Here is a 22,530-nt window from a genome sequence, read left to right as displayed (position 1 = left end):
GACATGCTGCGCTTCCTCGTGCAACGGCTGGCGACGATCCCGCTGGTCGCGATCGGGGTGATCACGATCCTGTTCGTGATCTTCAAGTCCGTTCCCGGCGACGAGGCCACCCTCGCCGCCGGGGCCACCTCGACACAGGCCGAGATCGAGGCGATGCGCGTGCGCCTCGGCCTCGACCGGCCGCTGCTGATCCAGTACGCCGGCCACATCTGGGGCCTGCTGCATCTCGACCTCGGCTACTCGTCCACCTTCCGCGGCAACCCGCTGCCGGCGATCCTCGAGCGCATCCCGGCCACGCTGCTGCTGATGTCGAGCGCCATCGCCGTCACCGTGGCCATCGGCATCCCCGCCGGACTGGTGGCGGGCGCCAACCAGAACCGCTGGCCCGACTACGCCATCTCGGGCGGCGTCGTCGCCCTGCTCGCCATCCCGAACTTCTGGCTCGGCATGGTGCTCATCGCGGTCCTCTCCGTGCAGATGCGCTGGCTGCCGAGCTTCGGCGCGGCCGGCGCGGCCTCGCTGGTCATTCCCACCATCGCGCTCTCCGCCCGGCTCATCGCGCTGGTGGCGCGGACCACGCGCGGCATGGTGGTGGAGGAAATGCGCAAGGACTACGTGCGCACGGCGCGCGCCAAGGGCCTGCGCTGGAAGGCGGTGCTGTCGCGCCACGTGCTGCGCAACGTGCTGATCCCCATCGTCACCGTCATCGGCCTGCAGGCCGGCTACCTGCTCGGCGGCTCGGTGGTGGTGGAGCGTCTGTTCGCCTGGCCGGGCCTCGGCGACCTGATGCTCACCGGCGTCTCGGTGCGCGACTACACGCTGATCCAGGGCGCGACCCTGTTCTTCGTGGTCGGCTTCCTCGTCATCAACCTGGCGGTCGACATCCTCTACCGCTTCATCAACCCGCGGCTGCGCCATGGCTGACATCGCCGCCGCGCCGCGCCGCCGCCGGCGCAGGCCGAACCTGCACCTGCTGGTCGGCGGGTCCCTGCTGGGCCTGTTCGTGGCGCTCGCCGTGCTGGGGCCGACGCTCGCGCCCTACGACCCGATGGCGCAGGACCTGTTCGCCACGATGGAGCCGCCCACCGCCGCGCACTGGCTGGGGGCGGACCAGGTGGGGCGGGACATCCTGTCGCGCATCATGGCCGGCACGCGCTACACGCTGTCCATCGCGCTCGCCTCCGTCGCCGCCGCCGCGCTGATCGGCGTCGCGCTGGGGTCGATCGCAGGGCATTTCGGCGGGCGGGTCGACCGCGCCGTCACCGGCTTCGTCGACCTGCTGCTCACCATTCCCAACCTCGTGCTGGCCATCGCCATCGCCTCGGCCGTCGGTTCCAGCCCGACCGGGCTGACGGTGGCCATCGCGGCGAGCTTCGTGCCCTCCATCGCCCGGCTGGTGCGCAGCCGCGTGCTGGAGCTGCGCGAGGAGGACTTCGTCAACGCCGCCGTCACCATCGGCATGAGCCCCTGGCGCGTGCTGGCGCGCCACGTGCTGCCCAACGCCATCAGCGTCATCGTGGTGGAGACCAGCCTGCTCGCCGGGCAGGCGGTGCTGGTCGGCTCGGCGCTCGGCTTCCTCGGGCTCGGCGTGCAGCCGCCCGCGCCCGAATGGGGCGCGATGCTCGGCGCCAGCCGCGAGGCGCTGGAGATCGCCCCGCACCTCGTGATGGCCCCCGGCCTCGCCATTTCGCTGCTCGTCTTCGCCTTCAACACGTTCGGCGACGGGCTGCGCGACCGCTTCGACCCCAACATGCAGCAGAGATGAGACCCATGGATTTCGGCATCGTCGACGGCCATTGCCATATCTTCCCGCCGCTGGCCGGGGCCAGCGGCTTCCCGGACGTGGCGACCCACCGGCTGCACCAGCAGCGCGCCATGCACATGCACGGCAACCAGCCCTATCGCCGCCTGCGCGACCACGCGCTGGTGACCGAGCGCATGCTGTGGAACCCCGACGACCCGTCCGAGGCGGGCCGCGCCACCGACGTCACCTTCTCGCCCGACAGGCACGGCCGCGTCGGCTGGGAGAAGGATGGCGAGCGCTACTACGTTCAGTTCCTGCCGCCCTACATGACCGACCTCTCCGCGCCCGCCGAGACCATCGTGGCGCAGATGGACTATGCCGGCATCGCCACTTCGATCCTGCAGAACGACCACATCTACGGCAACCTCGCCGAGGACTTCGCGGCGGCGGGCCGCGCCTATCCGGGCCGCTTCATCGGGCTGGCGCAGGTGGAGGAGGCGTTCGCCTGGCGCGACGACCAGATCGCGGCGCTGCACCGCCAGGTGTCGCAGCTCGGCATGGCGGGGCTCTACTTCACCACCACCGGCATGTTCCGCTCCGGCTTCACGCCGCTGCACGACGACCGCGCCTACGACCCGTTCTGGCGCGAGGTGGAGAAGCTCGACTTGCCGGTGTGGTGGGTGCAGTCGGCCCGCTCGCCGGTCGGCGACTACGCCGACGAGATGCGCTGCATGGCCAACATCTCCGAGCGCTTCCCCGGGCTGCGCCACGTGCTCGTCCACGGCGTACCGACCTCCGTGTTCGCCGACGAGGCCGACCGCATCGCGCTCCCCGACATCCTCACCTCACTGCTGAAAGGCGGCCGGGTGTGGAGCGAACTGCTCTACCCCATCGCCTGGGGCGGCCGGCACGAATACCCCTATCCGAAGGCGCGCGTGCATTTCCGCCAGCTGTTCGACGCCTTCGGGCCGGACCGCTTCGTGTGGGGCTCGGACATGCCGAACGTGGAGCGCTACTGCACCTACCGGCAGTCGCTGACCTATGCGTGGAACCACTTCGAATTCCTCGACGACGCGGCGCGGCGCAAGATCTTCCGGGAGAACGCGCTGTCGCTGTTCCACCGACCGCCGATCCTGGGCGCCTGATCCGCCATGGACGACGTTCTCGCCATCGAAGGCCTGACCGTGGAGCTCGACCTGTCGCGCGGCCGCTTCGCCGCCGTGCGCGACGTCAGCCTGACGGTCGGGCGCGGCGAGATCGTCGCGCTGGTGGGCGAGTCCGGCTCCGGCAAGAGCATGACGGCGCTCGCCGTGATGCGCCTGCTGCCGGAGCCGCCGGCCCTCATCGCCGCCGGCGCGATCCGCTTCCGCGACAAGGACCTCGCCAGCGCGCCGGAGGACGTGCTGGCGGGGATTCGCGGCGACCGGATCGGCATGATTTTCCAGGAACCGATGACCTCACTGAACCCCTCGATGCGCGCCGGCCCACAGGTGGCCGAGGTGCTCGCGCTCCACAAGGGGCTGGACGGCAAGGCGGCGCGCAAGCGCGTCGAGGAGCTGTTCGCGCGCGTGCGCATCCCCGACCCGGCGCGGCGCTTCGACGACTACCCGCACCAGATGTCCGGCGGCATGCGCCAGCGCGTGATGATCGCCATGGCCATCGCCTGCGACCCCGACCTCGTGGTCGCCGACGAGCCGACGACGGCGCTGGACGTGACCACGCAGGCGCAGATCCTCGACATCTTCCGCGCCTTCCGCGACGAGGACGGCCGCTCCACCCTGCTCATCACGCACGACCTCGCCGTAGTGGCGGAGACGGCCGACCGGGTGGCGGTGATGTATGGCGGGCGCATCGTCGAGACCGCGCCGGTCGAGCGCCTGTTCGAGGCCGCCGCGCACCCCTACACGCGCGGCCTCATCGCCTCGATCCCCAACCCGGACGAGGACATCGAGACGCGCGGCCGGCTGACCGAGATCGCCGGGGCGGTGCCGGCGCTGTGGGCGATGCCGAAGGGCTGCGCCTTCTCGCCGCGCTGCCCGCGCGCCACGCCGCGCTGCGCCGACGAGCAGCCATCCTCCGAAACCATCGCCCCCGGCCACGTCGTGGCGTGCTGGAACCGGGAGGACGCGCGATGAGCGCCGCGACGCCGCTGCTCGAACTGGACCGGCTCGGCAAGCGCTTCCCCGTGCGGCGCGGGCCGTGGGCGGCCGACGGCGTCGTCCACGCCGTGCGCGACGTGTCGCTCAGCCTCGCGCCCGGCGAGACGCTGGGCGTGGTCGGCGAGAGCGGCTGCGGGAAGTCCACCCTGGCGCGCATGGCGGTGCGGCTGATCGAGCCCAGCGAGGGGGCCATCAAGCTCGCCGGGCGCGACATCACCGCCCTGCCCCAGAGCGAGCTGATTCCGCTGCGCCGCACGATGCAGATGGTGTTCCAGGACCCCTACAGCTCGCTCAACCCGCGCATGCGCGCCGGCGACATCGTCGGCGAGCCGCTGCTCGTCCACGGCGTCGCCTCGGGCCGGGAGCTGGACGAGCGCGTCCGCGCGCTGTTCGCGCAGGTCGGGCTGCGCGACGACCAGACCCGCAACTTCCCCTCCCAGTTCTCCGGCGGCCAGCGGCAGCGCCTCGCCATCGCCCGCGCATTGGCGCTCGACCCGGCGCTGATCGTCGCCGACGAGCCCGTCTCGGCGCTCGACGTGTCGATTCAGGCGCAGGTCGTCAACCTGCTGGTCGACCTGCAGGCCCGGCGCGGGCTGTCCTACCTGTTCATCGCCCACGACCTCGGCATCGTCCGCCACGTCAGCGACCGCGTCGCGGTGATGTATCTCGGCGCCGTCGTGGAGACCGGCCCGGCCCGCGCCCTGTTCGCCGCGCCGGCGCATCCCTATACGCGCCTGCTGCTCGAGGCGATCCCCCGCCCCGTGCCGCGGCGGACCGCCGGTCCGCGCGCCCGCGCCGCCGGCGAAATCCCCAGCCCGCTCGATCCGCCGCCCGGCTGCGCCTTCCACCCGCGCTGCCCGCTGGCCACCGCGATCTGCCGCGAGGAGCGCCCGGCCCTGCGGCCGCTCGGCAGCGGCGTCGAGGCCGCCTGCCACCACGCCTGAGGGCGCGGAGCAGCCGGCCGGTCACTTGCCGCAGGGCGTCTCGCGCGGCAGCAGGCCGAGCGTGTCGAGCACGTTCGTCTCGTGCAGGAAGCCCTCGATGGGCGCGAGATCGACGACGGCGTTGTGGGTGGCGAGCAGCATGGCCTGGCGCAATTGCCGGTCCCAGGGGCGGAACGAGCCCGGCAGGCCCTTGTAGAGCTCCAGCCTGAGGTCCGGGTCCAGCAGGCGCGCCGCCAGCGGCGCGCCCGTCGGGCGTCGCGCCTCCTCGGCCTCCGCCTCCACCAGGGAGCGGACGGCGACCCAGGCGGCCCAGTCCTCCTCCTCCATCGCCCGGCCCGCCGCGCGCTCGAACCGGCGGTTGAGCTGCGGCGCACCGTTGCGCTCGTAATAGGAGCTCCAGCCCAGCGCATCGAGCCCGTGCGGCCCCACCACCGGGCGCGGCAGGTTGATGCGAAAGCCCATGGTCCGCCCGGCGTCGCCCAGCGAGTCGGCGATGTAGAGGGCGTCGAAATCCTGGCCCCCGGTGAGCAGCGCGACGTTGGTCTCCTCCCGCCGGCGCGGATCGTTGGTGATGGCGAAGCTCTTCACCGCCACGATCCGCGCGCCGAACTTGCGGGCGGACGTCTGGATGCTGTCGGCCAGCGCCTGGTCCTCGGGCTCGGGGCCCTTCAGCACGAGGATCCTGCGCCAGTTGCGCTGGACGAGGAACTGGACGAGCGCGTCGGTGCGCTGCAGGCGGCTCGGGCGCACGTGGACGAGCGGGGCGGCGCAGGTCTCCGCCCGCAGCCCGTCGTCGATCGAGCGGATGTCCACCAAAGCGAGGCCGGCGGGAGCGGCGGCGGCGGCGCGAAGATCCTCGACGCCGAGGTCGAGGATGGCGGCCGTCGTCCCCTGGGCGGACAGGTCCGCGAGCGCGCCCGCCACGGACGCGCCGTCGGCGAGGGAGACCCTGCGAAGCTCGATCGCCAGGCCGGCGGCGCGCGCGCCCGCCAGCGAGTCGCGCACCCCGACCTCGGCTCCCGGAAAGGGCGAGCGATGCACGAGCCGGAAGACGCCGTCGCGGTTGGCGGCGACGGCATAGAGCGGGTCGGCCTCCCGCTCGACATAGGCGATCCTGAGCGGCCGCTGCGGAGCCTGCGCCGCCACGGAGGCCGCGCACGCCACCGCGAAGACCACCGCCAGAAGCCACCGGATCGGATGCGTTCGTCTGCCCATCGCCGCGCCGCCCCGGTCCCGCCGCCTAGTCGTCGATGAGGACGGCGTAGGGGATCATGCCGACAGGCACGGTCTTTCGCACCTTCCCCGACGCGGTGGCGATGATCGTGAGGTCGTCCGACAGCCCGTTGGCGACGTAAAGCGTCTTCTCGTCGGCCGAGAGCCTGAGCCCCCAGGGGCGCTTGCCGACGAGGATCAGGTCCGTGACCTTGCGGCTCGGCACGTCGACGACCGCCACATGGTTGGCCCGGCCGAGCGCGACATAGGCCGTCTTGCCGTCGCGGGTCATCACCAGGTCGACCGGCGTCACCATCTCCCGGCGCATGCCTTTCGGCCGGAACTCGATGCGCTCGACCGATTCCAGTTTGGCCACGTCGATCACGTCGACGACGCCGGACAGCTCCGCCGACACCCAGAGCTCCCGCCCGTCCGGCGTCAGGGCGAAACGGCGGGGCCGCGTGCCGGTGGGGATGTCCTTCACCACGGCCCGCTTCTCGGTGTCGATGACGTGGACGAGGTTGGCCGCCTCCGACGCGACGAAGACGCGCTTGCCGTCGGGTGTCACGAGCACGCCTTCGGGCTCCGGCCCGGTCGGGAAATGCGCCTTGACCTCGCCGGTCTCGAGATCGAGCAGCGTCGCCTCGCTGTCGTCCTCGTTGGAGATGAACAGGTCGCGCCCGTTCGGGTGCAGATCGAAGGTCTCCGGGTCGGCGATGTCGCGATAGCGGCGCAGCAGCTTGTGGCTCTCCACGTCGTAGACGGCGATGGTGTCGTCGTTGCCGCAGCCGACGATCAGCGCCTTGCGATCTTGGGTGAAGCGCATGCCGCGAGGGCGGGCGCAGGACTTGAAGGAGCCGGTCACCTCGTCCTTCGCGTTGAGGATGAAGATGTCGTCGGATCGCTCGTTGGAGACGAAGATCTGGCCGGTTCCGGCGGCCCCGGCGGGCGTGGCCGCGCAGAGCGCGAGCAGCGCCAGAGACAATCCCCACCGACCGGTCATCCCTCTGTCCTCCCGCGCATCGCGCCCCCGGCAGGCCGCGTCGCGCGGCGTGCGAAGATCGGCATTGGCAACTTCCGCAATCCGCTCCAACATCGACGCGACAATCGGAGGGAAGCGCAAGAATGAAAACCCGGCAGGTCTCTCGTATCGCCGCGGTCGCCTTCGCCACCGCCGCCAGCCTGGCGTGCATCGAGGGCGCGGCCCGCGCCGACGCCATCCCCTGCCCGGACCTCGACAGGCGTTTCGCCGCGATGGCCCAGGGGGCCACCCACCTGGAAATGGTGTCCCTCGCCTTCACCGCCGCCGACAGCGGCTGCGCCGACGTCGTGGCGAAGCTGCTCGATGGCGGCGTGCCGGCGATCTCCCGCGACCGCGACGGAAACTCGGTCCTGACCCGTGCGGCGAAGGCCGGGCACGTGCAGGTCGTCGACCTGCTGATCGCGCGGGGAGCCGATCTCGAAGAACGCAACGTGCAGGGCGAGACCGCCTTGTTCGCGGCCGTCTCCGCCAACCGGGCCGCCATCGCGACTCGGCTCGCCGCCGCCGGAGCGCGCATCGACGCGCCGGGCCGCTCCGGCGTCACTCCGCTGAGCGCGGCGGCGTTCAACGGCAACGACAAGATGGTGACGTGGCTGATGGAGCACGGGGCCGACGCCAAAGACATGGACGCGACGGGCAAGTCGGCGATCGTCTACGCGGCCGCGCGCGGCTTCACGCCCATCGTCAAGCGCCTGCTGGACGCCGGCGTCGACGTGAACCGGCGCTACGGAAACGACCTCACCGTCCTGATGTGGGCGGCCGGCCACTCCAACGACGCGCCCGAGGCGGACGGTCTGGCGACCGTCGATTTGATCCTGGCGCGCGGCGCGCGGCTCGACGACGCCGACAATCGCGGGCGCACCGCCCTGATGACCGCCGCGGAGATGGGCCACGACGCCATCGTGCGGCGGCTCGCCGCCGCCGGCGCCAACACGGCCCTGCGCGACCGCGACGGCAAGACGGCGCTCGACCTCGCCTCGGCGGACTCGGTCCGCGCGGCGTTCCCGCGCTGAACCGCCGTTCAACGGCCCGCCATGTAATTGGCGAGCGCGTCCATGTCCTCCGGGGCGAGCGTGCCGAGGATGTCGCTCATCCACGGGTTGTTGGTGCGCTTGCGACTGCGGAACTCGGTGAGTGTGAGCAGCAGGTAATCGCGCTGCTGGCCGGCGATGCGGGGCTGCACGGAGTCTCCCATGCCCTGCTCGCCATGGCACGCGCCGCACTGTCCGGACACGATGGCGCTTTCCGCGCGCTTTGTGTCCTCCGCGCTGGCGCGCGGCTGGTTCAGGTTCGGCCAGGGCTTCTTCGAAAAGTACTCCGCCAGCGCCATCATCTCGTCGCGGCTCAGGTCCTTGGCGATCTCGGTCATGGCGTCGTTCTGGCGCTGTCCGAGCTTGAAGTCGCGGAGCATGAAGTAGATGTAGCCCTGGTGCTGGCCCCAGATGACCGGGATGTTCTTCTCGGTCGGCACGCCGTTCTCGCCGTGGCAGGCGGAGCAGAGCGGGAGCTTGTCGTCGATGTTGACCTGGGCCGTCGCCGGCGCCGCCAGAGCCATCGCCAGGCCGAAGGCGGCGGCGAACAGGTATGCAAGTCGCGTCATGCGGTTTTCGGCTCCGGTTCCATCGCGGATACGAAAAGGGAACGCCGACGGGGACCCTAAGGCTCCCCGTCGGCTGAAAGGCGAGGTCCGGGGCTTGGGCCCCGGCCCGTGTCAGTCCGCCAGAGTGAACGCGATGATCGAGTTGCCGCGCTTGTAGTCGATCTGCGTGTTGCCGCCGGCGCCGACCACGACGTACTGGCGGCCGTCGACCGTGTAGGAGGACGGCGGCGCGTTGACGCCCGCGCCGGCCTGGAACTTCCACAGCACCGAGCCGGTGTCGGAGTCGTAGGCCTTGAACTGGCCGTTGGCTTCGCCGGTGAAGACGAGGCCGCCGGCCGTGGCGAGGATGCCGCCGATCATCGGCTGCGGGGTCTTCACCTGCCAGCGGATCTTGCCGGTGTTGTAGTCCACCGCCGTCACGTTGCCCCACTGCTCCTCGCTGGGGATGACCTTGAAGGCGCCGCCGAGCCACAGCTTGCCCGCGGGATAGGGCGAGCTCTCGACGTGGTAGGTCATCGGCTGGTGCAGGTTGATCGCGTAGGCGAGCCCCTTGCCGGGATCGGTGGCGATGGGCGACCACTCCACGCCGCCGTTCGCGCCCGGCAGCATGCGCGCGCCTTCCTTGGTGGGCAGCACCCACATGTTCTCCTGCGGCACCATGGCCTCGGAGAAGCGGATCAGGCTGCAGTCGTTGGCGTCGTGAACGTAGACGTGCCCGGTCTTGCCGGCATGCAGGACGCCCTTGATGGGCTTGCCGTCCTTGCCCGCGACGGTGGTGATCACTGGCGGGGACACGGCGTCGAGGTCCCACACGTCATGCGCGATGTACTGCAGGTGGCAGACATACTGGCCCGTGTCGAGGTTCACCGACACCAGCGAGTCCGTGTAGAGGTTGTCGCCGGGACGCAGCGAGCCGTCGAGGTCCGGCGAGGGGTTGCCGACCACGAAGTAGATGCGCCGCGTGTCGAGATCGACCGCCGGGTTCTGCCACACGCCGCCGCCGAGGGTCTTGAAGGGGTCGCCGGTCTTGGCGAGCTGCGCCTTCTCGGCCTCGATGTTGCGCTTCATGTCGCGGCCGGTCGCGTCATGGGTCGCCCACACGCCGACCGAATTCTCCGGGACCGTGTTGAACGTCCAGATCAGCTTGCCGGTCTTGGCGTCGAACGCCTTGACGAAGCCGCGGATGCCGTATTCGCCGCCATTGGTGCCGATCAGGATCTTGCCGTCGACGGCGGTCGGGGCCATCGTCTCGCTGTAGCCGAGCTCCGGATCGGCGATCTGGCTCTCCCAATTGACCTTGCCGGTCTTGGCGTCGAGCGCCACGAGCTTGGAGTCCAGCGTGGCCATGTAGACCATGTCGCCGTAGACGGCGACGCCGCGATTGTTGGGTCCGCAGCAATAGATGGTGATCGGGCCGAGCTTGTGCTTGTAGTGCCAGAGCTCGTCGCCCGTGCGCGCGTCGAGCGCGTAGACGTGGTTGAACGACGTCGTGACGTACATGACCCCGTTGAGGACGATCGGGCTGGTCTCGAGAGACTCCCGCACCTCGGTCTGGAAGATCCACGCCGGCCGCAGCTTCTGGACGTTGCCGGTGTTGATCTGCCGGTTCGGGTAGTAGCGGGTCTGCTGGTAGTTGCCGTTCGTGTGGAGGAAGTTGTTGCCGTCTCCGGCGGCACGGTTCAGCAGATCCTGCGTCACCGTGTTCATGTCGCCCCATTTGCTGGCGCTCTTGACCTCCTGCGACGATGCGACTGGAGCGTAGGCGTAGGCAACGGCAGCAACGGCTGACGCCGCCAAGAACTGGCGCGTTCTATTGACCATCCCTGGATTCCTCCCCAAGTGCCGGCCCGAGCCGGATTTAGCACTTAGCGATTGTCAATTTGCAGCCACGGGTTGAGGTCTGTCAATTGGACGCCGGAGGATTTCATTGCCGCAGCGCATCATCGCCAGGCGCAGCGTCCGAGATCCTTCTCGTGGATGGCGAAGATCTCCCCTTCCCGCACGGCCACATTGCGAGCATAGCACGCCCGCCCCTTCACGTCGCGGAGAAGCACGTCATAGGCGCCGGACGCCGCGCCGGAGATCGGCAGGCGCTCGTCGAAGTCGACCTCCCCGTCCTTGTCGTTGGCGCACTGGTTGGGGCCCCATCGCTTCGTACCGGCGGGGGCGAGCCGGACCTCCTTCAGGGTCACGCCCGTCAGGTTCCAGAACTGCGTGCCCAACGCGCGCGCCGGCTTCGTCTGCGCCTGCGCCTGCGGGCACGCCAGCAGCGCGACCATCGCCAGAATTCGCCACATCGCCATTCCCCTCCCCACCGTCAGCCGAGCATCGAACCTTCGCACACGATCGGCGTCGCAGCCCCGGGCGGCAGCACCTCGCCGATGGAAGCCGCCATACAGCCGGAAGCCGCCAGCGCGGAGAGCGCTTCGTCCGCGCGGTCCGGCGCGACCGCCGCCAGCAGACCGCCGGAGGTCTGCGGATCGAAGAGCAGCGCGGCGTCGCCGGGATTTTTGAACGTCACGTCGCGCGCGAGCGCCGCGTTGCCCGGCGTCAGGCTGGACTGGAAGCCCCGGCGGGCCAGCTCGACCGCGCCCTCCAGCACCGGAACGGCCTCCAGGCGCAGACAGGCGCGCAGGCCCGAGGGTCGCAGCATTTCAAGCAGGTGGCCGGCGAGCCCGAAGCCGGTGACGTCGGTCATCGCGCGGGCCCGCGAGGACAGGACCGCGGCGGCCGGCGCGTTCGAGGCCAGCATCGCCGCGATGGCGCGCTCAGCGACGGCGGCGCTCGCCGCCCCTCGCATGTCGGCGGCCATCGCGAGCCCGACGCCGATCGGCTTGGTGAGCACCAGGACGTCGCCGACCCGCAGGTCCGACTTGCGCCTGATGGCGTTCGGCGACACGCGGCCCGTCACCGCGAAGCCGAGCGCCAGCCGATCCCCCTCCCCCGAATGCCCGCCGATCAGCGACACGCCGTGCGCGTCGAGCTCCCGGCGCGCGCCCGCGAGCAGCTGGAGCAGGTCGCCCTCCACCGCTTCGGCGCGGCCGTGGCCGACGGTGGCGATGGCCAGCGCGCGCCGCGGCTCGCCGCCCATGGCGAGGATGTCGTTGAGCGCGTGAAGCGCCGCGATGCGCCCGAAGAGGTAGGGGTCGGAGACCGGGGACGTGATCTGGTCGACGGTCTCCACCTGCGCGAGGCCGTCGGTCACGCGCACGACGGCGGCGTCGTCGGGCGGGTCGAGGGAGACCAGCACGTCGTCCTTGGGCGGAGGCGCCGGGGGAAGCCGGTGCAGGGCGCGCCGCAGCGGGTCGGGGGCGACCTTGGCCGCGCAGCCCGCGCAGCGCATCGCGGTCCCCGCTTCCAGTTCGGCGTCGGTCGCCGGCCGCGCCATGGCGCTCCCGAACCCGGAGAACATCCGCATGAAGCGGCGGTCGATGCGGTCCTTCCAGCGCCACACCCACGCGCCCTCGGCGGCGAACCACGAACCCCGCGCCGCGACGGCGCGGCCGTCCCCCGTGGCCAGCAGCGTGAGGAAGCGGCGCTGCGCCCGGTGCTCGGCCAGCTTCTGCTTGCGCAGCCGCGCGCGGATATTGGCGGCGAGGACCGGCCCCTGGCGGACGGCGAAGACCCCGGCCTTCTCGCGCCGGTCGTCGACGACGACGCCGCAGTCGCCGACCGCGAAGACCGCGTCGTCGTCGGTGACCTGCAGGGTCCGGCGCGTCGTCACGGAGCCGTCCTCGGCGGTCGGCAGGCCCGAGGCGGCGAGCCAGGCCGGCGCGCGCGCCGCGGTCGAAAACAGGACGGCGTCGGCCGGCAGCACGCGGCCGTCCTCGGCGACGACCGCGTCGTCCCGCACCTGCGCCACGCGGAACCCGGTATGCGCCTCCACGCCGAGCCGGGCGAGCGCGGCGCGGACATGCCGCCGGGCGCGGTCGTTCAGCGTCGGGACGAGGTCGACCCCGGTGACGACCGCGATCTCGACGGGTCCGCAGGAGCCTCCGGCCGCGGCGGTGGGGCCGCTCAGCCGGCGTCGCAGGGCGCAGGCGATCTCGACGCCCGCCGCGCCGCCGCCGACCACGACGATCCGGCGCGGTCCGTCCGGCCGGGACGCGGAGACGAGCAGTTTGTCCAGCTTGCCGAGGAACGCCGAGATCGGCTTGACGGCGATGCCGAACTCGCGCGCGCCCGCGATCCCCGACAGGTCCGGCGTGATGCCGACGTCGAGCGACAGCGTGTCGTAGCGCAAGGGAGGCCTGTCGGCGAACAGCACCTCCCGCGACGCGCGGTCGAGGCCCACCGCCGGCGCGAAGACGAGCCGCGTCCCCGTCGCCCGCGCCAGCCGATGCAGGTCGATGTGCATCTCGTCCGCGTCGTAGATGCCGGCGACGTGGCCCGGCAGCATCCCCGAATAGGGCGTGAGCAGGCGGTCGGTGACGAGCGTCAGGCGCACGCCCGGCTCCTGCCGCATGGCGAACGCGGTCATCACCTGGACATGGGTATGCCCCCCGCCGACCAGCACCACGTCGTGGCGGACGAATCCGGCGGGCGCGGCGTTCATTCCTCCGCGCACCCTTCGAAGCCTTCCCGGTCCATCCAGTCGGCATAGGCCCGCGCGGCCGCCTCTCCCCGGAGCAGCGCCGCCGGATCGAACGGCCCGGCCGGGCGCGCCTCGATCATCCATCCCGCGCCGTAGGGATCGGCGTTGGCGAGCGAGGGCCGCGCGATCAGCGCGTCGTTGACGGCCGACACCTCGGCGTCGAAGGCGATGCGCGCCGGGCCCACCCACTTGCCGCTCTCCACCGTGGCGCAGGCGCGGTTCTTCTCGACCGGCCGGCCCACCCGGCGCGGCGTGAAGGCGAGGATGTCGCCGGCCAGCGCCACCGCGACGGAGGTCATGCCGAGGCGGAACGAGCCGTCGGGGAGCGGCTCGTACCAGACGTGGTTGTCCACGTCGTAGCGGAGATGGTCGGGAAAGACGCAGCCGCGAACGATCATCTCAATAGCTCAGGACCCTGCAATCGCTGTCCATCATGTCGACGATCATCTGCGTCGTGCTCATCATGCCCGCGCATTCGGGGATGAGATCGTCCGCCGCCATGCCGAACAGGTCAAGGTTCGCCGGGCAGGCCCAGAACCGCGCTCCGTTGGCGTGCGCGTCGCGGATGAAGTCGTAGACGGTCTTGCCGCTGCCGGGCTTCACCTCGATCGTCTCGGCGACGCCCTTGCGCAGCAGGCGGCCCGCCGTCGCGGTGCAGACGACGTCGACCTCGTAGCCTAGCACCGCCGCCACGGACGCCTGGTAGAACGGCGCGCCCAGCTCCTCGCCGTTGCGCGGGTCGCTGTTGACCATGACGATCAGCAGGCGTCTCGCCTCGCTCATCGGGCCGCTCCTCCCGCCGCGAGCGACGCCGCGTCGCGCAGCGCGGCCACGAAGTCCTCCGCGCCGATCCCCGCCAGCCGGCCTTGCGAGCGCGCGAGATGGTCGCGCGCGAGGTCGGCGACGTCGCGCAGCCTCGCATGGCGCAACCGCGCCTCCAGATCGCCCAGCAGGCGCGGCGGCGTGGCGAACACGTCGCCGGCGATCAGCGCCTGGTCGATAGTGTCGTCCGCCCCGTCGCGCAGCTTCAGGACGATCTCGACGACGCCGCCGGGCAGCGCCGCCTCATGCGTCACGACGCGCCCGCCGGGCGGGAAGGCGCGGTCGCTCCCGTCGACGAACGCATCGCGGCCGATCTCCGCGTCGTGGATGCGCTCCGCCTCCGCGAGTTCGCGAGCCGACAGCCTGCCTTCGACGGGCGCGAGGCCGAGCGCCAGCGCCATGGCGGGCGCCAAAGCCGACCGGACGCGCGCGGGCGGCGGCGGCGTCCCCAGCACCGTTGCGAGGTCCGTCACCCGGTCCGCCAGCGCGGAGAGCCCGCGCTTGCCGAGCTTGTGCGCCGGCAGGTTCAGCGCGCCGGCCAGAAGCCCGACGTTGAGCGAGACGAGCACCGTGCCCTGGAACACCAGGGCCGCGCCGTCGACGTACCCGCCGGTGCCCGACACCTTGCGGCCGTCGACCTCGATGTCGTTGCGGGGCCGGAAGCGGGCCCGGACGCCCAGGCTCCCGAGCCCTTCGGCGACGGCCGTGCAGATCGAGGCGGTGAAGGCGTCGAGCCCGCCCGCCGCGCGCCGGCTGGAGACGACGAGCTCCCAGCCCAGGATCCCCGGCCCCATCACGATCGCGCCCCCGCCGGTCATCCGGCGGGCGGTCTCGACCCCGTGCGCGGCGGCCCAGGCCAGGTTCACCTCCTTGACGAGGATCTGGTGGCGGCCGACGATGGCGCTCGGCGGGAAGAGCTGGAAGCGCAGCGTTTCCGGGGCCTCGCCGCGTTGCAGGCCCCGGCACAGCGCCTCGGTGATGCTGAGGTTCATCCGCGCCGGGAGCAGGTCGCCGGCGATCACCCGCAATTCACCCGTCATGCCCGCCGCCACGCCCGCCTTCATGGCCGCCTCGCCAGTTGCGCGCGGATGCGGCGCAAATCGTTACCGTTGGGCTGGAACGGATAGCTCGCGATGTCGGAGGGCGGACCGTCGCCATAGGGGCGGTCGCAGGCCGACAGGTCGGGCCGCTCCTTCCCCGGGCAGCCGGAGGTGCGAAACGGAAGGCCGGACGCCACGATGGCGTCGAGGCGTTCGGCCGCCATGCCGAAGTCCAGCAGCTCGCCGCCGGCGGAGAAGGCGAACGCCTCGAACGGATGGTCGGCATATTCCAGCAGGTAGCGGGCGAGCTGGACCCGCCGCCAGCGCGCGCGCGGCGGCGCGGGCACGTGGTCCATCAGGCTGCCCCGCTCCGGGTAGAAGCAGAACAGGTGCGAATGGCCGCCGACCGCGTGCAGGCGGCGGCAGATGTCGAGCACGTCCCGGTCCGTCTCGCCCAGCCCGACGATCAGGTGCATGCCGACGCGGCCCGGCCCGAACAGCTCTCGGGCGTGCTCGAAGGCCCGCCAGTACCCGCCCCAGCTATGCGGGCTGTCGACTCCCTTCCCGCGCGTGCGCTCGAAGATCTCCGGCGTGCAGGCGTCCAGCGCCACCGTGAAGATGTCGGCCCCCAGGTCCAGCATCCGCGCCACGTCGGCGCGCGTCATAGTGGTCGGGTTCGAGAGGATCGACACGGGGATGTCGCCGCGCGGGATGCGCGACGTCCAGCGCTCGAGCACGGTCAGCGCGTCGGCGTCCGAGGCGGGGTGCGTGATCATCGAGATGCACATGCGCTGGAACGGCGTCGCCGGGCCGGCGTCGGCGATGCGGGCGACGATCTCGTCCAGCGGCGCGGCCGGCCAGTCGGCGCGGATGAAGTTCCGGTCCGCGTAGTTGGTGTTGGCCTCGCGATGGCGGGCCAGCCCGCAATAGGCGCAGTTGGCGCGGCAGCCCTCGGGATAGGTGAGAAGAAGGTTCAGGCAATGCGTGCAGGCGCAGCGGTGCATCCGGCCGGGGATCAGGCCGAGCGTGATGGCGGCGGCCGTCGAGAGCTGCACGTAGTCCGGCGACCGCATGGCCGGCGTGCGACGGTAGCGCGGGCGGTAGAGCCCCTGCGGCGCCACGGCGTCGCGCTTCACCGTCGCGCCGTTGCGCTTCTCGGGCGGCACCGGGGCAGGCGTTCGCGGAAACTGGAGGTCGCCGACGCAGGCCATGTCAGGCCGCCCTGGCGCAGCTGGCCGCGCCGCAGCACGCGCCCTGCCGGTCGACCGGCCGCCCCAGCGCGCGCGCCGCGCGCACCGCCTCGTCGGCCGGGTAGGCGACGCCGTCGAGCCCGGCCAGCACGGCGGCGACATCGATCAGCGCCCGGTCCGGCCCGTGCGGGCGGGCGCATCCCAGCAGCAGACGTCGATCCGGGAGCCGCGCGCGCGCGGCGGCGAGGAACGAAGCCGCCTCCAGCGGATCGACCCGACCGAAGCCGGGGTCGGCGTAAGCCGGCATCAGCACCACCAGGATGGCGGACTCGGTTTGCGTGCGGGCGATGATGTCGAGGGCCTCGTGCTCCCCCAGCAGGCGGCCGAAATGCAGCCCGACGACGATGTGGGGCACGACCGCGAGCCCTTCCGCGGCGAGCGCCACGAGCGACGCTTCGAAATCCGCGACCGGGCGGTCGAGGTGGTAGACCTCGCGGATCGTCCGCGCGCTGCCGATGATGTCGAGCATCGCGACATCGACCCCTGCCCCTTTCAGCGCGGCGGCGCGCCGCGCCGTCACCAGCCCGGTATGGACGAGCACTTCGAGGCCCGGGTGGTCGCGCTTCAACCTCGCCACGACGGGAAGATAGGGTTCGAACGGCACCTCGTTGCGCGGGTTCGACCCTCCCGACAGCAGGAAGCCCCGCATCCCCCGCGACGCGATCATCTCGCGCGCCTTACGCTCGAACGCGGCGGGATCGCCCGTCGGGATCATCGGCTTCAGGATGCCGGCGCGGCAGTGCTTGCAGTTGAGCGCGCACGCGCCGCCGGTGATCGAGAAGGCGGGAAACGCGCCCGACCCCCGGCACGCGCCGAGTTCGTCGCTGTCGTAGCGGCGGAAGCTGGGCGTCGCCGCCAGCAGGCCCCGGGCGTGGAAGGCGCGCCCGGCGTCGAGCAGATCCCGCGCCAGGGCTTCCGGCATGCCGACGTCGTCGAGAACGGATGCGAGCCCCGGGAACGCCGGCGCGTTCACGAGGGGACCTCCTCGACGCGCATGCGCCGCCCCCACGCGTCGAAGAAGTGGCCTTCGTTGATCGCCAGCCGGTCGTCGGCGATCTTCGCCTCGTGCTGGAGCAGGAAGATGCGCGCGCTCGGGTTGTCCAGCGGCCCGCCGGTCCGCGCGTCGCGTTTGGGGAAGAACACGGCGGCGTCCCAGCGCATGCCGGAGCCGGCGAACAGCGTCGTCACCTCGCCCCAGTCGATGTCGACGCCGATCACGTGCATGTAGGTGGAGCAGAGCGGCGTGACGTCCTTCTTGCCGATCTTCACCAGGATCGCGAACGCGGTGAACCCGCGCGGGCCGCCGGCGGCGTACTCGGCCTTGAGCCAGCGGTCGAAATCGGTCTGCGCGGCGTCCCCGTTGTCCGTCATCTCAAAAATCCACCACGGGTGTTTCCTGCGCGTAGACGTCGAAAAGGGCGAGGAAGGGCTGGCCCGAGCGCGCGGCGAACCAGTCCTCGAACTCGGCCAAACGCGCGAGGACGGCGTCGTGGTCGGGCTCGCCCTCGCAGTTCAAGGCCTCGTCGATCGCCTCGGTGACGGGCGAGAACCGGTCGAGGATCACCTTGTGCGCCTCGTTGGCGCCGGAGAGGCCGGTCTTCTGGGCCAGCGCGTCGCGGCCGCGCCGCGCCGCCTCGTCCGCATCGGCGGCGCCGGCGACGGCGGCGGCGACGGCCTCCAGCAGCCCGGAGCGGCGATGGGCGAAGACGCGCTCGCGCTCCAGCACGCGAACCCGCTCCGCGTAGCCGCGGCGGAACGCGTCCTCGGCGTCGCGCGCGCTGGCGGCGGCCTGCCGCAGCCGGTCGAGGAAGCCGTCAGCCACGGCCGCCTCCCGTCGCGGGAGACGGCGCGGCGGCGCGCGGCGAAGGTGGCGGAAGAGAATGGGAGTCGAACCCACCTGAGACCGTCTCGCGGCCCCAACCGGATTTGAAGTCCGGCCGCCCCACCGGGGACGCTTCTCTTCCTGAAATCGATGTGTCGCCTGGCGCGGAGCCCTCCGCGACCGCGAACAGCTCCCGCCGATGCGGGTTGATGCGCCGTTTGTCCCCGCGCCGGATGGTCACGCCGTGCCGGTCGAGGAATTCGAGGACCTGGATCGCCACCTTGCGCCCCACCACGCCGCCGCAGGCGGCCTCGAGCCGGTCGCGGAACTGCGCGGCCACGAACCAGCCGCCCGCATCCTCCTCGAGGCGGCGCGCCATGTCCACCGCCTCGGCCACCGCCGGGCGCAACAGGAAGTGGTCGTGCGCCACCTCGTCCGCCTCGCCGGCGCGCGCGAGGCGCAGCAGCACGCGGCGCACGGCCTCCTCGCCGATGCCGAGCGTGTCGGCGATGTCGCGAACGCGCGGCGGCCGGAAGCGGACCTCGCCGGCGATCAGCGGGCGGATCAGCGTCCACAACTCGGCGTCCTCGGGCGGCACCTCGACGCGATGGCTCGCGAGCCGCACCCAGTTGCCGTCGACGGCGAGCCAGCCCTGCTCCGCGAAGCGGCGCAGCAGCAGGCGGAACAGCGCCGCGGGAATGGCGCGCGCGGCCTGCATCCGCAGTCGCTCCAGCCCCTGCCCGCCGAGATCGGGATGGGCCGCGTGGAAATCCGCGAGCGCCCCGCGCAGCGCCTCCGACAGCGCGTCCAGCCGCTCGCCGGAGACCGCGAACACGCCTCCCTCCGCGCCGACGAGCACCGCGCCGGCCGCCTGCGCCCGCGCCCGGGCTTCGGCCAGCGGCACGCCGGCGTCGCGGGCCCAGGCGGCGAGGTCGACCGCGCCCGCGGCGCGCTCCAGCAGCGTCCGCAACCCGCCCTCCGCGCCCGCCTCGGCCAGCGCGGCGAGCAGCGCCAGCCGCTCGGGGGCGCGCCGCCGGCGTTCCGGCGCGCGCAGGTCGAGGAACCGCCCGCCGGCGAGCGTGCGGCTCGCCGAGACGTCGCGCAGCACGAACCGGTCCTGCGCGCGCGCGCAGATCGGGCGCTCCAGCACCAGCTGGGCGAGCACCGTCTCGCCGCGCGTCGGCGCCTCGGCGTCGAGCAGGACGATGCGAGCCCCCACCTCGGCCGTGCCGTGATGCAGCCGGGCGGGCATCCACTGGGTCAGTCCCTTCGCCGCGCCGGACGCCACGACCAGCACGGCGTCGATGCGCTGGGCGGGGGCGTGCGCCGCCGGCGCGACCACCATGTCGCCGCGCGCCACCGTTTCGCGCGAGATCGCCGGCCCGGCCAGGTTGAGCGCGCAACGCTGGCCGGCGACGCCGGTCTCCGCCTTGCGGTTCTGGGCGTGGATGGAGCGCACCCGGGCCTCGTGGCCCGCCGGCGACACCACCACCGCGTCGCCCACCGAGACGCTGCCGTCGAGCGCCATGCCGGTCACGACCACGCCAGTTCCCTGCAGCACGAAGGCGCGGTCGACCGACAGGCGGAACAGGCGCGAGGCGTCGCGCGCCCGCAGCGCGCGGTGGCGGGCGGAGAGAAGCGCCGCGAGCTCCGCGACGCCCTCCCCGGTGACGCTCGACACGGGCAGGATGGCGCCGCCGGCGAAGCCCGCCTCGGCGAGCCAGGCGGCGATCTCGGCGGTGACGGCGGCGCGGCGCGCGGCGTCCACCGCGTCGACCTTGGTGAGGGCCACCACGACCTCGTCAATGCCGAGCAGGCGGACGATCTCGGCGTGCTCGCGCGTCTGCGGCATGACGCCGTCGTCGGCGGCGACGACGAGCAGCACGAGGTCGAGCGCCTGCGCGCCCGCCAGCATGGTGTGGACGAAGCGCTCGTGGCCGGGCACGTCGACGAAGCCGATGACGCCGCCGTCATCCTGGGGCCAGTAGGCGAAGCCCAGGTCGATGGTGATGCCGCGCTCCTTCTCCTCCTTCAGCCGGTCGGCGTCGACGCCGGTCAGCGCCTTCACCAGCGATGTCTTGCCGTGGTCGACGTGGCCGGCGGTGCCGACGATCATGCCGCGCCTCCCTCGGCCGACGCCTCGGCCGCGAGGCGCTCCGCCAGCGCGAAGGCCTCGTCGGAGAGGCTGGCGCGCACGACGCCAAAGAACGTGCCGGCGAGCGGCGAGCCGCGGTCGCGCGCCATCACCAGCAGCGTCATGGCGCGCAACGGATCGCGCTCCACGCCCTGGCCGAGATGGTTGGCCGCGCCGAGCATCGCCATGGCGTCGGCGTCGCCGGCCTCGACCCCCTTCGCCCACCAGGACGCCGCCAGCGCCGCGTCCCGCTCCACGCCGAGCGCGTTGTGAAAGATCATGCCCATCCGGGTCATGGCGCTGGCGACGCCGTCGGCGGCGGCCAGCTCGGCCCAGCGGCGCGCCTCGACCGGATCGGGCGGCGTCAGCTCGCCTTCCAGCAGCATCCACGAGAGCATGTCGCGCGCCGGCGCGTCGCCGCCCTCCGCCGCCTTGCGGTACCAGTGAAGCGCCGCGGCGGGGTCGGGCTCGCAGCCCTGGCCCTGCAGGCAGGCGGAGGCGAGGTTGCGCTGCCCGGCGGGGTCGCCGCCCTCCGCCGCCAGCGTGAGCCAGCGCAGGCCCAGCGCCTCGTCGCGCGCCACGCCCAGCCCGCCCATGAAGCACGCGCCGACATTGTTGGCGGCGCGCGCCACGCCCTGGTGGGCGAGAGGCCCCCAGATCGCCAGCGCCGCGTCGTAGTCGCCGCGCTCGGCCAGCGTCCTCGCCTCGGCGAGGCGGTCGTCGAGGCTCGGCGCGGCGCGCCGTCCGGTCAGCAGCGAGAGGATCATGCCGCCCCTCCCCGCAGCGAGGCGAGCTGCGCGGCGAACGTCTCCTCGTCGTCGAGGCATCGCAGGTCGAGCCAGAACCGGTCGTCCTTGACGCGCCCGATGACCGGCACGGGCAGGCCGCGCAGCCGCGTGGCGAAGTCCGCCAGCGCGTGGCCCTTGCGGCGGCCGGGCGGCGAGGCGACGAGGGCGGCGCTGGGCAGCGTGTCGACCGGCAGCGCGCCGGAGCCGATCTGGCTGGCGCAAGCCGCCACCTCGGCCGTCCAGCCCTCCGGCAGCGCGGCGCGCCAGGCCTCCAGGAGGCGGTCGGCCTGGGCGCGGATGTCGGGCTCGGCGCGGGACAGGAAGCGCAGCGTCGGCAGCCGCCCGGCGAGGCGGTCGGGGTCGCGGTAGAGCTTCAGCGTCGCCTCCAGCGCCGCCAGCCGCAGCTTGTCGAGCCGCAGCGCGCGCTTGAGCGGATTGCGGGCGCAGGCGCGCACCAGGTCGGCGCGGCCGACGACGAACCCGCATTGCGGCCCGCCCAGCAGCTTGTCGCCGGAGAACGTCACGAGGTCGGCCCCCGCCGCGAGCGCGTCGCGCACGGTCCGCTCGCGGGCCAGGCCGTAGCGCGAGAGATCGACCAGCGAGCCCGAACCGAGATCGTCGACGAACGGCACGCCCGCCCGCCGCGCCAGCGCCGCCAGCTCTCCCGGTTGCGTCTCGGCGGTGAAACCCTGGATGGCGTAGTTCGACGTGTGCGCCTTGAGGATCAGCCCGGTGCGCGGGCCGATCGCCTCCTCGAAGTCGCGCGCATGCGTGCGGTTGGTGGTTCCCACCTCGCGCAGCTTCGCGCCGGAGCGGGCCATGATCTCGGGCAGCCGGAACGAGCCGCCGATCTCGATCAGTTCGCCGCGCGAGACGACGCACTCCTTGCCTTTGGCGTGGGTGGCGAGCACCAGCAGCAGCGCGGCGGCGTTGTTGTTGACGAGGCAGGCGTCCTCGGCCCCTGTCAATTCACGGATCAGGCCGCGGACGTGGTCGTCGCGCTCGCCGCGCCCGCCGTTCTCCAGCGAGAACTCCAGCGTCGTGGGATGGCGCATCGCCGTCACCACCGCCTCGACGGCTTCCTCGGGCAACTGCGCGCGGCCCAGATTGGTGTGCAGCACCGTGCCGGTGAGATTGATGACGCGGCGCTGCGAGGGCGCGGCGCGCGCCTCCAGGCGGGCCATGGCGCGGGCGGCGACGTCGTCGGGCGACGGCGCCCGCGGCGTCGGCGGGCCGGCGCGCCAGACGGCCAGCGCGTCGCGGATGGCGTCGCCGGCCTCGGCGCGGCCGAAGGTCGCCACCGCCAGCCGACCGAGGTCGCTGCGCAGCACGCGGTCCACCGACGGCAGGGCGCGGGACGGAGCCGGCGTGTCCATCGG

The 22,530-nt window shown here is 72.5% G+C and carries 21 protein-coding genes, 1 tRNA gene and 1 pseudogene; 6 read left to right on the top strand and 17 right to left on the bottom strand.

What is annotated here, in order from left to right; genetic code table 11:
• Positions 1-3: 3 nt before the first annotated feature.
• From NK718_RS03560 to NK718_RS03540, 5 genes are read left to right on the top strand one after another with little or no spacing between them, the layout of a single operon-like run.
• Entirely contained in the window at positions 4-924 is a 921-nt protein-coding gene (locus NK718_RS03560) for an ABC transporter permease (protein ID WP_254738706.1), read from the top strand.
• A complete protein-coding gene (locus NK718_RS03555; RefSeq protein ID WP_254738704.1) occupies positions 917-1,765 on the top strand; it encodes an ABC transporter permease in 849 nt (282 codons plus the stop codon). Before NK718_RS03560 ends, NK718_RS03555 begins: the two co-directional genes overlap by 8 nt.
• A gap of 5 nt (positions 1,766-1,770) precedes the next feature.
• Complete coding sequence (locus NK718_RS03550; protein ID WP_254738702.1) at positions 1,771-2,889, top strand: amidohydrolase family protein; 1,119 nt, start codon at positions 1,771-1,773, stop codon at positions 2,887-2,889.
• A 6-nt stretch (positions 2,890-2,895) separates the two neighbouring features.
• On the top strand, positions 2,896-3,879 hold the full coding sequence (locus NK718_RS03545) for an ABC transporter ATP-binding protein (RefSeq protein ID WP_254738700.1): 984 nt from the start codon (positions 2,896-2,898) through the stop codon (positions 3,877-3,879).
• Positions 3,876-4,847 carry an ABC transporter ATP-binding protein gene (locus tag NK718_RS03540; protein ID WP_254738698.1) on the top strand — a complete coding sequence of 324 codons (972 nt, stop codon included), beginning with the start codon at positions 3,876-3,878 and terminating at the stop codon, positions 4,845-4,847. Before NK718_RS03545 ends, NK718_RS03540 begins: the two co-directional genes overlap by 4 nt.
• A gap of 21 nt (positions 4,848-4,868) precedes the next feature.
• Here NK718_RS03540 and NK718_RS03535 read toward each other — a convergent pair whose 3' ends face one another.
• Complete coding sequence (locus NK718_RS03535; RefSeq protein WP_254738696.1) at positions 4,869-6,062, bottom strand: type 1 periplasmic-binding domain-containing protein; 1,194 nt, start codon at positions 6,060-6,062, stop codon at positions 4,869-4,871.
• 25 nt (positions 6,063-6,087) lie between these two features.
• The gene (locus NK718_RS03530) at positions 6,088-7,062 is read right to left on the bottom strand and encodes a PQQ-dependent catabolism-associated beta-propeller protein (protein WP_254738694.1); all 975 of its coding nucleotides are present in this window, start codon (positions 7,060-7,062) and stop codon (positions 6,088-6,090) included.
• A 122-nt stretch (positions 7,063-7,184) separates the two neighbouring features.
• Here NK718_RS03530 and NK718_RS03525 point away from each other — a divergent pair, with 122 nt between their 5' ends.
• Positions 7,185-8,114, top strand: coding sequence for an ankyrin repeat domain-containing protein (locus NK718_RS03525; RefSeq protein WP_254738692.1), 930 nt, complete (start codon positions 7,185-7,187; stop codon positions 8,112-8,114).
• Between the two features lie 8 nt (positions 8,115-8,122).
• Here NK718_RS03525 and NK718_RS03520 read toward each other — a convergent pair whose 3' ends face one another.
• The 15 genes and pseudogenes from NK718_RS03520 to selA form a co-directional block, all read right to left on the bottom strand.
• A complete protein-coding gene (locus NK718_RS03520) occupies positions 8,123-8,701 on the bottom strand; it encodes a c-type cytochrome (RefSeq protein ID WP_254738690.1) in 579 nt (192 codons plus the stop codon).
• Between the two features lie 111 nt (positions 8,702-8,812).
• Entirely contained in the window at positions 8,813-10,522 is a 1,710-nt protein-coding gene (locus NK718_RS03515; RefSeq protein ID WP_254738688.1) for a pyrroloquinoline quinone-dependent dehydrogenase, read from the bottom strand.
• Positions 10,523-10,641: 119 nt separating this feature from the next.
• Entirely contained in the window at positions 10,642-10,998 is a 357-nt protein-coding gene (locus tag NK718_RS03510; protein WP_254738686.1) for a hypothetical protein, read from the bottom strand.
• Positions 10,999-11,018: 20 nt separating this feature from the next.
• Entirely contained in the window at positions 11,019-13,256 is a 2,238-nt protein-coding gene (gene selD / locus NK718_RS03505) for a selenide, water dikinase SelD (RefSeq protein WP_254738684.1), read from the bottom strand.
• A complete protein-coding gene (locus NK718_RS03500) occupies positions 13,253-13,693 on the bottom strand; it encodes a biotin/lipoyl attachment domain-containing protein (RefSeq protein ID WP_254738682.1) in 441 nt (146 codons plus the stop codon). The genes selD and NK718_RS03500 overlap by 4 nt, the downstream gene beginning before the upstream one ends.
• A gap of 1 nt (position 13,694) precedes the next feature.
• On the bottom strand, positions 13,695-14,078 hold the full coding sequence (locus NK718_RS03495) for a DsrE family protein (RefSeq protein WP_254738680.1): 384 nt from the start codon (positions 14,076-14,078) through the stop codon (positions 13,695-13,697).
• Entirely contained in the window at positions 14,075-15,181 is a 1,107-nt protein-coding gene (locus NK718_RS03490; RefSeq protein WP_254738678.1) for a lipoate--protein ligase family protein, read from the bottom strand. The genes NK718_RS03495 and NK718_RS03490 overlap by 4 nt, the downstream gene beginning before the upstream one ends.
• Positions 15,178-16,368: a radical SAM protein gene (locus NK718_RS03485; protein ID WP_254738676.1), complete on the bottom strand. Its 1,191-nt coding sequence runs from the start codon at positions 16,366-16,368 to the stop codon at positions 15,178-15,180. Before NK718_RS03485 ends, NK718_RS03490 begins: the two co-directional genes overlap by 4 nt.
• 1 nt (position 16,369) lies before the next feature.
• The gene (locus NK718_RS03480) at positions 16,370-17,380 is read right to left on the bottom strand and encodes a radical SAM protein (protein WP_254738674.1); all 1,011 of its coding nucleotides are present in this window, start codon (positions 17,378-17,380) and stop codon (positions 16,370-16,372) included.
• Entirely contained in the window at positions 17,377-17,778 is a 402-nt protein-coding gene (locus NK718_RS03475; RefSeq protein ID WP_254738672.1) for a hypothetical protein, read from the bottom strand. The genes NK718_RS03480 and NK718_RS03475 overlap by 4 nt, the downstream gene beginning before the upstream one ends.
• Position 17,779: 1 nt before the next feature.
• Positions 17,780-18,229 (bottom strand): hypothetical protein, encoded by a 450-nt coding sequence (locus NK718_RS03470; protein WP_254738670.1) that lies wholly within the window; start codon positions 18,227-18,229, stop codon positions 17,780-17,782.
• Positions 18,230-18,275: 46 nt separating this feature from the next.
• Positions 18,276-18,371, bottom strand: a tRNA-Sec gene (locus NK718_RS03465).
• 126 nt (positions 18,372-18,497) lie between these two features.
• Positions 18,498-20,345 (bottom strand): annotated as a pseudogene (gene selB / locus NK718_RS03460) (selenocysteine-specific translation elongation factor); the annotation flags it as partial.
• A complete protein-coding gene (locus tag NK718_RS03455) occupies positions 20,342-21,130 on the bottom strand; it encodes a tetratricopeptide repeat protein (protein ID WP_254738668.1) in 789 nt (262 codons plus the stop codon). The pseudogene selB and the gene NK718_RS03455, both read right to left, overlap by 4 nt.
• Positions 21,127-22,527, bottom strand: coding sequence for an L-seryl-tRNA(Sec) selenium transferase (selA, locus tag NK718_RS03450; protein ID WP_254738666.1), 1,401 nt, complete (start codon positions 22,525-22,527; stop codon positions 21,127-21,129). Before selA ends, NK718_RS03455 begins: the two co-directional genes overlap by 4 nt.
• Positions 22,528-22,530 lie beyond the last annotated feature (3 nt).

It is taken from the genome of Alsobacter ponti, from assembly GCF_024294805.1.
Taxonomy (GTDB): Bacteria; Pseudomonadota; Alphaproteobacteria; order Rhizobiales; family Beijerinckiaceae; genus Alsobacter; species Alsobacter ponti.
Note: the sequence above shows the minus strand (reverse complement) of the source record. Positions and strands in the feature narration are given on the sequence as shown.